Raw genomic sequence first — 13,788 nt, forward strand, 5'->3', positions numbered from 1 at the left:
TTTCTGTTATTCCAATTCCTTTATCTGCTTGAAGACATCTCTTACACGCTCTGCCTCTTTCGAGTTGCCTGCCTTGGCAAGATGCTTTTCGGCAGAAGTAAGATCACCTTTCTGCAAATCGGTGCAGGCGGCATTGAGATTCGCTGTCTCATTATCTGGGAAGAGGCGGACGGCAATGTCGAATACCTCGTTAAACTCTGGCGAACCCGGCTCGTAAGTCTGTGCCACCAGGAACATCTCCTGCAGAGAAAGCTGCTGTGGTTTGGTCTTCAATATCTCCTTTGCCTCTTCGATGCTGAACGGACGAACCGTGTAGGTTACCGTATAGTCGCTATGACGGAGACGAGGATAGATATTATCCAGAATGTAGCGGTAGCTAGCCGGATGGAGCTTTCTGATCTTCAGGTCCTTATCGTCGGGAGCCAGCGAGGAGTTAGCTATCTCGAGTATCGCTTCCTTATCAGCCAGATGACTAGCCTGAATCTTCTTCTTGAATCCTTCCCAGTCTTCCGGTGTAGCCTGATAGGTAAAGAGCTTGCTGTTTAAGGTGTAGAGGCTGCTCACATAGTTGCGGAGAGCAGCTGCACGCTCGTTGGCAAGGCGCTTGTTGTTGGCATACGAACCATCAGGCGAAGCAAAACCGTGGATATCAATATCTGTGATTTCAACGTTCTTATCGTTCTTCACCAGGTCGATGGTGGAAGTAATCTTCTTCAGCTCAGTAGCATTCTCACGGAAGTTGGCAAGAATATTACTCTTGTTGAGCTTGAAGCTGAGATAAGCTTCACCCTTTTCGGCTCTCACCTTCTTGGCTTCCGCCTTCGGCTGCACGAAGAAATCCTTCGTAATCTTAGGTGTACGGTCGATATCCGCAATCGGCGTATTGTCCTGTTCTATCAGGTTGCCGCATCCGCAGAGATCTTCTTTCACCGAGAGTTTGAACTTCTTCATCCATTTCTGATAAGGAACAGACTGGGCGAAGTAAACCTGCTGACTGGTCTTGTTCTTGCGGGTAAGAACCTGTGCCTGCGGATTCTTCTTGCTGTCGGCAAGTCGGCGGTATCTTACAGCCTGGTTTCTACCCTGGATGATGATAGGGTTGAGAGCGATAGAATCAGTTCCTACCATTACCGGTGTGAAAACCATCTGCTGCTCTGATTTCATCTTCAAATCGTTCAGATTCATACGGAAGGCAACGTCCATCCGGTTGCCGTTCTTGCGTGCCAAGACGCTGTCTACCTGAATCTTACCCCCTGCCAGCTGTTGAGCCTGAGCAGGCATGATGCTCTGAGAAAAGAGTATGCAGAGAGGCGAAATGACCGCATAAAGCTTCATTTTATCCATATTATGATTTCCCTAAATTTTTTTGTATTCTGTCTAGTTATTACGTGTTTATATTGTCTGTTTAAAACTACAGTTAAGTTATATTCTTAGAACACGTATATGAGAGATAGTGCGGCTTTTGTAGGGCCCACATAGTTGCGGTGGTCTTTGTCGAGACATTTTTCGCATCGTCCGTAAAGTTTGTAAGGACTGTAGGCATATCCCAAACCGATAGAGCCTTCGAAATTGAGGTGCTTATTGAGTAACCACTGATAGCCGTAGGTGAGGCCTCCTCCTACATACCAGCCTTCATAGTGCCTGCCCTCCAGAGTTTTCGGCAGGATGCCGAAGGGCATGTCAATGTTTTTAATGTTGTATTCACCGCCTAGGGCATGGATTCCGAAGAAATGGCCTCCAAACTTCTGGCAGGTGTACCATCTGTATTCTGGCATAACATTCCAGAATCTCATCTTCTTGTCGCCCGAGAACTTCCAGGGGTTCAGGGTGCCGAAGAGTTGGAAGGTTGTTTTCTTGCCCGTGCCGAATTCAATGCCGGCGTTGGCAGATGTGGAAGCCCATCCCAGTAAGTTGGTCTTCAGAGCGACCTCCTGCGCTCGCGTCGTTGCCGTTGAAAGGATCAGCAGCAGCAACATAGCTGATTTAATGAATGTTTGCTTCATCATATCTTTACTTTTATATTTGGTTCCGTTTATATTAAACTTAGCCTTCGTTCGCTAGTTGGTATCTTTTTTCGGCTGCAAATATATGAGGATTTTCTATAGTAAGCAAGAAAATTTCTCAAAAAGACTATATTTACTTGTGCAAACGTTTGCACATTCATGCAATCTGTTTGCGCACACACATCATAAAGCACATGATTATAAGTGTAATTTGCACAAATATGCGTAAGGGCAATAGTTTTTTCTAAAATCACCCCGTCCCTCTTTACCATTAAAGAGGGCTCCACCTCTCATCTCGGTCTTCTCCCCTCAGGGAAGAAGAGGGAAACCGCTCCTCCTCGTCGCTCGGAACCGCTACGCTCTAAGGTTGGCGGGGCATCAAAGCCCTCGCCATATTTTGCGGGATGGGACCGCCTTATTATAGCTTGCTGAGGTAGGGAATAGCAGTTTATAGTTTACAGTTAATAGTTTATAGTTTACGGTTAATTTCGTGGTTATTTGCTGATAACTTGCAGATTTCTTGTGATTTTCTTGGTGGTTTCGAAGAATATGTGTAATTTTGGTGGCTGGATGTTGAACTAGAATAAATAGGAGGAAGAATATTTGGATACTACAAAGTTAACAAGAGAAGAGGCTCTACGCCGTTGGAATGCTTCTAAGGAAAACAAACGTAAAATGGTGGAGAAACTGGAGAACATGGTTCGCAAAAGCTGTCTGGAACGTACTGGTAAAGAACCTATAGGGGTAGAAGTATGGTAGTAGAAAAAATGTCTCTGGCTGTGATTAATGCCAATTCCATAATTCTGATTTTTAAGAATTCGGATGCAAAGGTAAATACTTAATGTGTTGAAAAGCAGTTTTATCATCCATCTAACTATTAATCTTTGTTAATTACACATAGAGATATACCATATATATGAAATATATTATGTATCTTTGCACCAAAGTAGAACCATTTAAATAAATACACTTATGAGTACAGTTTCAGTAACACCTTCTAAAAGAAAGATCATTGACTTAAAAGATGATACTTTTAAGACTCTATCCATTATGGCTATTCAGAAGGGAACCAACCTCAAAAACTATATTGAGGATATACTCAATGGCATAGCCGAAGATTACGAAGACGCAAAGCTCTATGCTAAATTAAGAAAAGAGCAGCCAGAGGGTCTCATCCGTGCCAACAAAGAAGAACAAGAAGATTTTGAAAAGTGGTTAGGCGTATGAATGTCGAATTTTCCAAAGCCTTTGTCAAAGCTTCCAAACGTCTTTCAGGCAAGATGCTCGATTCTTTAAGACGTACGGTAGTAGAAGTTAAAGCAGCCAAAGGTATTCAAGATATCTCTGACTGCAAGAAACTTGTTGGGTATCGTAATATATATAGAATTCGTTTAGGTGACTATAGAGCACTATTTACTCTAGAAATTGAGTTTTCTGGCGATACTATATTCTTTCAATATCTTGCTCCACGAGGCGAAGCCTATGGTAAAAAGATGAAAACAGAACTTAAACGAATAGACAAAGAATAATTATATTATTCAGTCTCCAATGTATCTCCACCATTAGCATGGCGGTCCCATCAGCAAGTTGCCCCCCGGCGGTCCCATCCCGCAAAAACATGGCGCAGGGCTTTGATGCCCCGTTTTATGTTTAGATCTTGTCTCGTAATAATGCTTCTTTTGTTCACTTTTATAAAGAAAAACTTGCAAATATGGATGAGATTGTCTACTTTTGCAAATGAAAAGGAACGAAATTTGATAGATATGTGTACTTTTAAAAATATAAATAATTAATAATCATTTTTTGTGTCCACTTTGGGGAACTGCTACATCTAAACTGTTAAAATTTGGAAAAACGGACAAAAAGATGCGTAAATACCTTGGAAAAACGGACAAATTATCGTATATTTGCCATGGAAAAGCGGACAAAATACGTCCGTTTAATAATAGAAAAGGGGACAAGGATATGATTAAACGTAAGATAGACAGATATTTAGCTGATTTCTTCGAAACGAATAAGAAAGCTTTGATGTTGACAGGAGCAAGACAGATTGGAAAAACATATTCTATCCGTCGTTTCGGTCATGAACATTTTGAAAGATTCATAGAAATCAACTTCATCGAAAATCCAGGCTTGGTAAAGGTCTTCAGCAAGGCGAAGAATAGTCAGGACATCTTGTTGCGTCTCTCCACTGTGACCAGCCAGGATTTGATCAAGGGCAGTACCCTTGTGTTCTTTGATGAAGTGCAGGAATGCCCGGAAATCGTAACTGCCATCAAATTTCTGGTGGAAGAGGGGAGCTATCGCTATGTTTTAAGCGGTAGCCTATTGGGTGTGGAGATCAAGAATCTCCGTTCTGCACCAGTGGGATATATGGATGTGAAAGATATGTATCCTCTTGATTTGGAGGAGTTTGCTACAGCAGTTGGTATCAACGATAGAATTATAGATGCTTTGAGGAAGCATTTTACGGAAGGGACTGCTGTAGATGAATTCATCCATGAAAAGATGATGGAGGTATTCCGCCTTTATCTTATAGTAGGTGGAATGCCTGCAGCTGTTGATAAATATCTGGCTACCAATAATCTGCAAGATGTAATGGCAGAGCAGCAGGCTATCATACGTCTCTATAAGCAGGATATAGCGAAATATGACCCTGACCATAAATTGTATATTCAGGAAATCTTTGACAGGATCCCTGCTGAGCTTGATGCCAAGAACAAGCGTTTCATATTGAAGAACCTGAATGAAAACATCAAGTTTGCACGTTATCAGAACAGTTTCTTGTGGTTGAAGGATGCCGGTGTAGCTTTGCCGGTATATAATGTTGAGGAGCCTACTGTGCCGTTGATTTTGTCGAGCAGCAGAAACTTATTCAAGCTGTTTATGGCAGATATTGGTCTTTTGGCAAGTCTTTATGCGGATGGCATTCAACTGAAGATTTTGGATAACGAACCGTCCATCAACTTTGGTTCGGTATATGAGAATGCCGTAGCACAAGAGCTCTGGGCGCACGGTTTCCAGTTGTATTATTATAACAACAAGCGCCAGGGTGAACTGGATTTTGTGATAGAGCAAAATGGTGAGGTGTTGCCGATAGAGGTTAAATCGGGCAAGGATTATGAGCGTCACAAAGCGCTTACGAATGTGGTGAACTCAACAACTTATCAGATTTCTAAAGCCTATGTGCTGTGTAATGATAATGTGAAGAAGGTGGGAAAAATCACTTATCTCCCTATTTACATGCTGATGTTTATCAAGAAGGAGCAGAAGCTGCCTACCAAATATTCCATTGATTTAAACGGACTGGTTTAAAGGAGCTCAGTATTAAAAGAGAGTCCGGTTTTTTAAAGGACTCTCTTTCATTATATTATGGGTTATTCTACAGTCTCTATCATGTCGATAATGGTATAGATTGGCAAGATATCCAACGCAAGTTGGGTATTAAATTGTTCTCTTGTAGGAAGGCTATGTCTAAGATGTGGTTCTGACAGGATTCACAGGTGGGATATGCATACTTGCCCAAAGTGCGGTGGCAAGATGCAACCCACTGGCGAAGAAGAGTTCTGGACATAAAATCATATTTTTGGGGACAGAAAGACGAAGAAAGCAAGTGAAATAAATATATAGACATCTTATAGTTCGTTGTCTAGGATTTTCAGAAATGGTTTGATGATAATGACAAGAATGGACTGGAATATAGACCTTTAACGTTAAAATAATGCAAGAAGTTTGGCGGTGTGAGGGGAAAAAAGTATTTTTGCAACCTAATTCAGTAAAACGTTTAAAAGGAGAAGATTATGAAACAGATATTAGTTACGGTAGATACTAACCAGCCTCTGCAAAACATTCGTAAGGCTATTAATATGCTTCGTGGTGTTGTGTCAACTACAGTTGTAAAAGAGCCTGTCTTGACAAAGACACAGAAGCAGCAAGCTTTTGTGAAGGAAAGTTTGACAAGAGCTTTGCAGGAAGTGAAACTTGCTAAGTTGGAAGGAAGAAAACTACCAGATGCAAGGGATTTATTAAAAGATTTAGAAATGGAAGATTGACATGAAAATACATGTTGAATATGGCTCTGAGTTTAAAAGACAGTTTAAACGTTTGGCTAAAAAATATCATTCATTGAAATCTGACTATGATGCTTGGTTAGATGAAATTTACAAGAATCCTCTTGTTGGAGATGACCTTGGTGGTGGCGTTCGTAAGATAAGAATGACCATTGCTGACAAGGGTAAAGGCAAAAGTGGTGGTGCAAGAATCCTAACTCTTAATGTAAAAGTTAGTGAGGATGGTATGAATGTAACTCTTCTTACAATCTATGACAAGGGAGAAATCTCTAATGTCAAGGATGAATTTATAAAATTCTTGATAAAAAACTTATAAGCAATAATTCCCAATCTGTAAGTTGATTGGCTTACGGATTGGGAATCTAGGAATCTCCTATTCATATTAATGGATATCAGACTCTTCCGCTGCAGATGCTTTGTTTTCCTTGGGTTGTGGGTTGGGTACGAAGCCAAGGATGACAACCAGACAACTCATCAAAGGACTGATGATGTTGAAGAAGCAGAAAGGGAGATAGACAAGTGTCGGGATACCAAGAACCGTACTCTGCGTCATACCGCAGGCTGTCCATGGAACCAATACGCTCGTTACGGTAGCGCTATCCTCTGTACTACGGCTCAAGAGTTCCGGACGGTAGCCTCGTTCGGCATACTCATCCTTGTAGATAGATGCATTCATAATAATGCTCAGGAACTGGTCACCCATAACGAGATTGAGCAAGACACCTGATGTCACGGTGCTGCAGACAAGTGATACGGTGCTGTGGATGCTTTTCAGGAGCATGTGGGTAATGGCGTGGAGCATGCCGCTGGCTACCATACATGAACCGAAACACATGGCACAGAGGATGAGCCAGATGGTATTGAGCATGCCAGCCATACCTCGGGTGGCTACGAGATCATTGATGTTAGCCATGCCGCAATCTACCTGGGTATGGGTATAGCAGGTGGTCATGATTCCTTCAAAGAGGCTTTTGGCAGAGATGCTGTCTTCACCTGCTATCCCTACAAGTACTTCCGGCTGGAGAATGAGGGCACAGATGCATGCTGAAAGGGCTGAAAGAAGAAGGGTGATGAGGGATGGCGTCTTACGGTAGATGAGCCATCCTGTAAAAGCCGGAACGAGCATGGTAAACAGAGAGATATTGAAACCATGACTCAGACCGGTAAGATACTGGCTGATATCCACTGGCTTGGAATCATAACAGAGTCCGATGATGAGATAGAGTACCAGCGAGAGCAGGATGCTTGGTATGGTAGTATAGAGCATATAGCGGATATGTGAGAAGAGATCCGCTCCGGCTATACTCGAAGCAAGGACGGTGGTATCGCTCATTGGCGAGAGTTTATCCCCGAAATAGGCACCGGAGATAATAGCTCCAGCGGTGTAGGGGGCTGGTATACCCAGGGCATCACCGATTCCCATCAGAGCAATACCGATGGTGGCAATAGTGGTCCATGAGGTTCCCGTCATCACAGAAATGATACTGGAGATGATGCATGCGCAGGGAAGGAAAAAGGTTGGCGACATGATCTGTACACCATAATATATCAATGTGGGTACCACACCACTGATCATCCAGGTAGCTGACATCATTCCGATGAGCAGCAGGATCAGGATAGATACTCCGGCATCGCCCACGGTCTTTTTGATCATCTCTTCAAAGATATTCCATTTCATCCTATAGATGCCCATACCGAGTGCTACACAAACGGCTGTGGCTATCATGAGGGCCACCTGAGAGGCACCAGCCAGGGCATCATCAGGGAAGATTTTGACAACCAGGACGATGAGGGTGATAAGTACTGCCAGCGGTATGACAGAAATAAAAGGATGTGGTTCAACTGGCTGCAGAGACGAGCAGGATGCCTGATTCTCTGCAGCTTGAGATTTCTGTTTCTTTTCTTCTTGTTCCATTTGTTAATATTCTCTTATCATTTTAGTTTTTCATTTACTTTGCGTTTTCATCCGTTCCTTCAACGCTTTTCTTCTGTGTATTCGGCAAGAATCCTGCTATGATGCCGAGCAATGGCAGGAAGGCACTCACCTGGAAGATAAACTCGATGCTCGTCTTGTCTGCTAACCAGCCGAAGAAAGCAGAGCCCAAACCTCCCAAACCAAACATCAGTCCGAAGAAAATGCCGGCTATCAGTCCTACTTTATCTGGCATCAGGTCGGTGGCATATACCACGATGGAAGAGAAAGCCGAGGCAATGATCAATCCTGACAGGAAGGTAAAGATGATGGTCCACGTGAAGTTGACGAAAGGCATGGCGATGGCGAAAGGTGCTGCTCCCAGAATGGAAAACCAGATGACATACTTTCTGCCGAACTTGTCACCCAGCATTCCTCCTGCCACAGTTCCTATGGCAAAGGCTGCAAGGAACACGAAGAGACACAGCTGTGAAGTCTGTACCGAAACTCCGAACTTATCCATCAGGAAGAAGGTGAAGTAGCTCGTGATGCACGCCGTATAGAAATACTTGGAGAACACGAGCATGATGAGGATGAACAGTGCCCAATACTTCACCCTTTTAGAAATATGGGTATTGAGAAGCGGTTGTTTCTGCGGATGGTTCACCACGTAAGCCAGTCGTGCCTTGTACCAGACTCCCAATCTTACCATGATGAGGGCAGCGAGGAGGGCTGCAAGGGCAAAACAGGAGATGGCATGCTGTCCGAAAGGCAGGATGATGATGGCAGCCAGCAGCGGACCTACTGCCGATCCGCCATTGCCGCCCACCTGAAAGATAGATTGTGCCAGACTCTTCTTGCCTCCCGATGCCATCTGTGCCACTCTTGAAGCTGTGGGATGAAACACGGATGAGCCCAGACCTACGACGCTCACAGCCAGGAGAATCAGAAAATAATTCTCGGCAAAAGCCAGCAGGAGCAAGCCCACCAAGGTGAAGCACATGCCGAGGGAAAGAGCATAGGGACGGGGATGCTTGTCAGCATAAAGCCCCGTAAAAGGTTGCAGGATGGAAGACGTCATCTGGAAGACCAGCGTGATGATACCTATCTGTGCAAACGAGAAGTCGAACTTATCCTTCACAATCGGATAGATGGAAGGGATAATCGACTGAATCATATCATTCAAGAAATGGGAAATGCTACAGATGATGAGCATGGAATATACCGTACCCTCTACCATCTTAGGATTTCCCTTGATTTTACTACCTATTGACTTGATGTTCATTGTATTAATTTAAATTATTATTTTTCAAGCACTGGCGCCATGAAAAGATTTCCCGTTCATGATTCTCATTCTGATTTACGATTGAATCTTTGAATTCTTTCTTTGACTATTCGTAAATAGGTGCGTTTCATCTTGTCTGTCAAAAAAGAATTGTTGACCAAATGCTCTACTTCGTCAGGCAAGACTGGAAAAGAGTCAAGAATCATTTCTATACGCTTCTTCTTCAGACCGATAAGCTCTCCGAATCTCTCAAAGTCCAGACGGCATGGATGCCCTGTTCGCTCATACACATCACTTTTCTCCAGAGTCAGAGAAAGCCCCCCATTCAACCCCAAATCATCGCCCTCGATATGGAGACAGGTGTTCATCAGGTCATAGGCGGGAGCAAGCTGGTAATGGTCGCCAATTCTCATGATGGAGAAGTTTTTCAGATGGTCGTCGCCGTTGCCATAGATGTAATTGAATACAACCAACTTAAAGAAACGTTCCATGGCTATCATCCAGGCAGGAATAAATCGTTTTATTGCACAGGCAATATCCTCGAAGCATCCATCATATTTAAAATACGTACCTTGCTCGGCTTCATTCTTACCAACCAGAGAAGCGAAATCCTCCATGAGATATTTGCTTCCATCCTTGGCTATGTCAAATCTCTTGGTAATATATACCATATCTCCATGAGGGGTAAAGCAAAGACCATTTTCTGCTGTAATGATACCATATACCTGTGAAGCTATCTGCATGGTAAGATGCTCGTTAGCAGGAATCTGCTTCCTTGTATAAAGAGTATTGTCCCAAGGTGCTGGCTTCAGAATATAGCGAGAACGTTCATCCGTCTGCGAGATTCTGATGATTCCATTCTCTATCACTGCAGGAAATTTCTCCTGAGCTCCAGAAACAGAGATACGTCTCATGGCTATCATAGTCTCTGATGTCTTACTGATTTCATCTATTTCAAAATCAAGCAAATGCGACACTTTCTGACCATCAAACAGTTTTTTGCAAGCTGTAGGAGAGTAAGTGGAAAAACCATCTGCAAGGGTGGATGGGCAATGATTTAATTCTTTCATGATTCTACTTCTTTTACGGTTATTGCTCCTATCGTATCATGGGTTGCTATCTTCAGAAGAAGTCCAAAGAAATCCTTCTCATCCAATCGCCAACTTCTGCAGACTATCTTTCTGTTTGCTCCTTCTGGAAGCATATTGGTAAAAACAGGGAATAGATAATCAGACTGATAAGGCTCTTCCCTGAAAGGCATGGTAAGTGAGACTGGATCGTGGGTCCTATCCATCATATACTGCTTGTCGTATGTGAAGGTATAACCTCTGCCAGGAGTTGACTCCTCTAAGAATCCTGCTTCTGTGTCGTGACAATAAACGATAGCTTTTCTCATGACTTACTTTATTTAAACTGTTTGACGAATCTCATATTTAACCTCCATGCCAAGGATATCCATGATTTTTTCAACCGTCGATAGAGAGGGGTTTCCTTTACCACTCTCTATTTTCTTGATGGTTGAAATGGCTATCTCAGACATGTCAGCGAGGTCTTGCTGGGTAATCCCCAAGGCCATACGCTGCAATTTCATTACTTCTTGAATTTTCATACCAAGTAGTGTATTATATTGTACTTTTCCTGCAAAGTTAACAAAAAAATCTAGATTACGCAAAAAAAGGTATAATATATTGTTCTTTTTATAAAAAATTATAAGTTCCTGAGATTTTTCTTGGTTAGTACCTTCCCATTTTCTAAGGGTGATTATGATAAATAGACGGTACGTATATATAAATCATACCCTGCTTACAACGATATCAGTTTGGAATTTGTACTACGGAAATATGCGGGTGTCAAATATTGTTTCTTAATTATCGCAATTTCCGTATTTTCAATCTAGAAGGTCATGATGATAAAAATCTTTTGGTTTGATAGCGTATTACTTGCTCTCTGCAAGACGAATCACCTATAGTTGTACGACCGTAAGGCTACAGTTGTACGACTATATAGGCTATAGTTGTACAACTCTGGAGTTATAGTCGTACAACTATAGGGGTTATAGTTGTACGACTACAGAATTCCGGATTTCCGAAGAAATTAGTGAGATTTATAACACGTTGAATATCTGACGATTACGAATTTCGCCATATTTCCAATATTCTTCAAGAAAGATTTTCCGAGCGGAAATTCGTGATTTTCAGAGGATTTAAATCATGATTTCGTAAAAAAAAATAAGCCTGGTCAACTGACGGAACATGACATCTGTATAATGCCCACTTATACCTGAAATAGGGCTATTTTTGATTAATTAATAGTTATTTTACTCACATTTTAGCAAATATCATTACCTTTGCAATCTGTTTAAATTAAAACACGTAATATTAAGAATATGATTTCATTTGAAAGTGATTACAACAATGGTATGCTGCCAGAGATTCTAGAAGCTCTTGGCAAGACAAACGGTGATAAAACATCTGGTTATGGTTTTGATCCATACTCAGAATCTGCAAAAGAGAAAATCCGCAAGGCTGTGGACAATGAGAATGCAGAAGTGTTCTTCCTGATAGGCGGTACGCAGACCAACACCACGGTCATTGATTCCGTCCTCATGGGATGCGAAGGAGTAATCTGTGTGGAAACCGGTCATATCGAGGTACATGAATCAGGAGCAGTAGAAGCTTTCGGGCATAAGGTCATTACCCTGCCAGGAAAAAACAGCAAGCTGACAACCGGCACCCTGTCAGCCTATATGGATACCTTCCTAGCCGACGAATCGCATCCTCACATGGTACAGCCAGGCATGGTTTATATCTCTATGCCGACTGAGTTCGGAATGGTCTACACCAGAGAAGAACTGGCTGCGCTGTATGCAACCTGCCAGAAATATGGCCTCCGTCTCTTCATCGATGGTGCACGACTGGGATACGGTCTGGTTTCAGCGGCATGCGACTATGACTTGCCATTCCTTGCAAAACATTGTGATGTATTCTATATCGGTGGAACCAAGGTGGGTGCCATGATGGGAGAAGCTGTGGTATTCTCGGGCATGAAGGCACCGAAATACTTCTTCACCAACGTGAAGCGTCATGGAGCCTTGCTTGCCAAGGGCAGAATGCTCGGCATCCAGTTTGACACACTGTTTACGGATGAGCTCTATTTCAAGATATCGCGCCATGCCATCGCTATGGCTACCCGCATCCGCAGCATCTTCGAAAAGCATGGTATCACCATTGCCTACGATTCTCCAACCAATCAGCAGTTTGTAGTACTCTCACCTGCCCTCTACGAAGCCATTTCCCAAAAAGTAGCATTCGAGATATGGGAAAGAAAGAGCGAACATGAAATCATCTGCCGATTCGTGACAAGCTGGGCAACAAAGGAGGAAGAACTCGACGAGCTAGACCGTATTCTTCAAGCTTACGCTTAAGAAGGCTAAGGATGGTTCTCCTCCAGAATCATCCTTAGCAATTCTTCATTTGCCTCGTTGTTAATCTCTGCATCCTCCAACTCGGAGAAATAGTCAAGCGTAGCTGAACATTCGCCTGTAATATCTATCCCTATCACTTTCTCATGGGCATAGATGATGCGAAGCACGGCTTGGAGCTGCATAAGTGTCATATCTCCATTGCTCCAGTCGGTGATAGCATCCTGCTTTCTCAATACATCCTTATCTATGGATATGTAAACCGGCTCATGTATAAGTTTACCAGCCTTCGACGGCCAAGCCTGGTGATGGTCTATCTCTTCCTGACTGTAGAACAACACCCTCTCTCTTAAGTGAACAGGCACCTGGGCTATCAACTCGTCCGATGCCCCCACAATGATAATGTGTTTGACAAACGGGTTCTCCTCCAAAACATCTCTCACCCAACCACCACATGACACAACACCCTCCCATTCCGGTTGCTGCATATCCGGATGATGGTCGAAAACTATGAGCGAGAAAGGTTCATGAATTCTTGACACCCAATATTCCGTAAGATAATGGAAATCTCCGGAATCTATGAAATGAACGGCTTTGGCAGGAAAAGGAGCCAATCGGCGATGCAGTTCCTCGCTACCCTCTTCGTCACAATAACAGTCTACCCCTTTCATGTCCCGGCAATCTACATGGATAATATTCTTATTTGAGGCAAATGCCTCCAATTCGTATACGCCGGTAAAGTTAAGGAGAATGATAGGTATTTTCTTTTTCATATTGAATCTGTTTTATAAATGCTGATTGCAAAAATACCTAATATTCATAAATACTTGATGAATTATACATTATATTATTGTTAAAATTAGATTTTTTTATACTTCTACACAGATTTACCAAAATCATATTAAAACAATTTAATTTTCAACAAAAACATAGTAAATTCGTATTTTTATCTATATCTTTGCAGAAAATTGAAACATATAGTAATGGTATTAAAAAATGCACTTATATTGGATAAACATAGATGTAATGTTCCCCATTACATCCTCAACTGTAGTCTTCGGAAATAATATCTATCTTGCTTGAGATAACATATTATT

The 13,788-nt window shown here is 42.4% G+C and carries 15 protein-coding genes; 7 read left to right on the top strand and 8 right to left on the bottom strand.

The features are described from left to right. Positions 1 to 6 precede the first annotated feature (6 nt). Entirely contained in the window at positions 7 to 1,344 is a 1,338-nt protein-coding gene (locus tag FO447_RS15750; protein ID WP_200758637.1) for a DUF3868 domain-containing protein, read from the bottom strand. 86 nt (positions 1,345 to 1,430) lie between these two features. After that, the gene (locus FO447_RS15755; RefSeq protein WP_367397182.1) at positions 1,431 to 2,006 is read right to left on the bottom strand and encodes a DUF3575 domain-containing protein; all 576 of its coding nucleotides are present in this window, start codon (positions 2,004 to 2,006) and stop codon (positions 1,431 to 1,433) included. Positions 2,007 to 2,606: 600 nt separating this feature from the next. Here FO447_RS15755 and FO447_RS15760 point away from each other — a divergent pair. The 6 genes from FO447_RS15760 to FO447_RS15785 all read left to right on the top strand — a co-directional run bounded on the left by FO447_RS15760 (position 2,607) and on the right by FO447_RS15785 (position 6,389). Continuing rightward, positions 2,607 to 2,762: a protein tyrosine phosphatase gene (locus FO447_RS15760; RefSeq protein WP_117729810.1), complete on the top strand. Its 156-nt coding sequence runs from the start codon at positions 2,607 to 2,609 to the stop codon at positions 2,760 to 2,762. Between the two features lie 213 nt (positions 2,763 to 2,975). After that, on the top strand, positions 2,976 to 3,230 hold the full coding sequence (locus FO447_RS15765) for a hypothetical protein (RefSeq protein WP_089542550.1): 255 nt from the start codon (positions 2,976 to 2,978) through the stop codon (positions 3,228 to 3,230). Further along, on the top strand, positions 3,227 to 3,532 hold the full coding sequence (locus tag FO447_RS15770; RefSeq protein ID WP_118192652.1) for a type II toxin-antitoxin system RelE family toxin: 306 nt from the start codon (positions 3,227 to 3,229) through the stop codon (positions 3,530 to 3,532). The genes FO447_RS15765 and FO447_RS15770 overlap by 4 nt, the downstream gene beginning before the upstream one ends. Before the next feature lie 436 nt (positions 3,533 to 3,968). Beyond that, complete coding sequence (locus FO447_RS15775; protein WP_117695622.1) at positions 3,969 to 5,318, top strand: ATP-binding protein; 1,350 nt, start codon at positions 3,969 to 3,971, stop codon at positions 5,316 to 5,318. 485 nt (positions 5,319 to 5,803) lie between these two features. Further along, a complete protein-coding gene (locus FO447_RS15780) occupies positions 5,804 to 6,055 on the top strand; it encodes a hypothetical protein (RefSeq protein WP_117729022.1) in 252 nt (83 codons plus the stop codon). 1 nt (position 6,056) lies between these two features. Next, positions 6,057 to 6,389, top strand: coding sequence for a type II toxin-antitoxin system RelE/ParE family toxin (locus FO447_RS15785; RefSeq protein WP_117729020.1), 333 nt, complete (start codon positions 6,057 to 6,059; stop codon positions 6,387 to 6,389). Positions 6,390 to 6,455: 66 nt separating this feature from the next. On the opposite strand, the gene FO447_RS15790 is transcribed toward FO447_RS15785, so the two are convergent. The 5 genes from FO447_RS15790 to FO447_RS15810 all read right to left on the bottom strand — a co-directional run bounded on the left by FO447_RS15790 (position 6,456) and on the right by FO447_RS15810 (position 10,879). Further along, positions 6,456 to 7,988 (bottom strand): Na+/H+ antiporter NhaC family protein, encoded by a 1,533-nt coding sequence (locus tag FO447_RS15790; protein WP_234699134.1) that lies wholly within the window; start codon positions 7,986 to 7,988, stop codon positions 6,456 to 6,458. A 34-nt stretch (positions 7,989 to 8,022) separates the two neighbouring features. Next, positions 8,023 to 9,270: an MFS transporter gene (locus FO447_RS15795; RefSeq protein ID WP_200758639.1), complete on the bottom strand. Its 1,248-nt coding sequence runs from the start codon at positions 9,268 to 9,270 to the stop codon at positions 8,023 to 8,025. A gap of 65 nt (positions 9,271 to 9,335) precedes the next feature. Further along, positions 9,336 to 10,340 carry a type II toxin-antitoxin system HipA family toxin gene (locus FO447_RS15800; RefSeq protein WP_200758641.1) on the bottom strand — a complete coding sequence of 335 codons (1,005 nt, stop codon included), beginning with the start codon at positions 10,338 to 10,340 and terminating at the stop codon, positions 9,336 to 9,338. Beyond that, complete coding sequence (locus FO447_RS15805; protein ID WP_118066526.1) at positions 10,337 to 10,666, bottom strand: HipA N-terminal domain-containing protein; 330 nt, start codon at positions 10,664 to 10,666, stop codon at positions 10,337 to 10,339. Before FO447_RS15805 ends, FO447_RS15800 begins: the two co-directional genes overlap by 4 nt. A 12-nt stretch (positions 10,667 to 10,678) precedes the next feature. Beyond that, positions 10,679 to 10,879 carry a helix-turn-helix domain-containing protein gene (locus FO447_RS15810; protein ID WP_144153492.1) on the bottom strand — a complete coding sequence of 67 codons (201 nt, stop codon included), beginning with the start codon at positions 10,877 to 10,879 and terminating at the stop codon, positions 10,679 to 10,681. 777 nt (positions 10,880 to 11,656) lie between these two features. On the opposite strand from FO447_RS15810, the gene FO447_RS15815 reads away from it, so the two are divergent. Beyond that, on the top strand, positions 11,657 to 12,694 hold the full coding sequence (locus FO447_RS15815; RefSeq protein ID WP_200758643.1) for a threonine aldolase family protein: 1,038 nt from the start codon (positions 11,657 to 11,659) through the stop codon (positions 12,692 to 12,694). Between the two features lie 5 nt (positions 12,695 to 12,699). On the opposite strand, the gene FO447_RS15820 is transcribed toward FO447_RS15815, so the two are convergent. Continuing rightward, on the bottom strand, positions 12,700 to 13,464 hold the full coding sequence (locus tag FO447_RS15820; RefSeq protein WP_118066522.1) for an arginase family protein: 765 nt from the start codon (positions 13,462 to 13,464) through the stop codon (positions 12,700 to 12,702). Positions 13,465 to 13,788 lie beyond the last annotated feature (324 nt).

The organism is Segatella copri (genome assembly GCF_015074785.1).
Lineage (GTDB): Bacteria > Bacteroidota > Bacteroidia > Bacteroidales > Bacteroidaceae > Prevotella.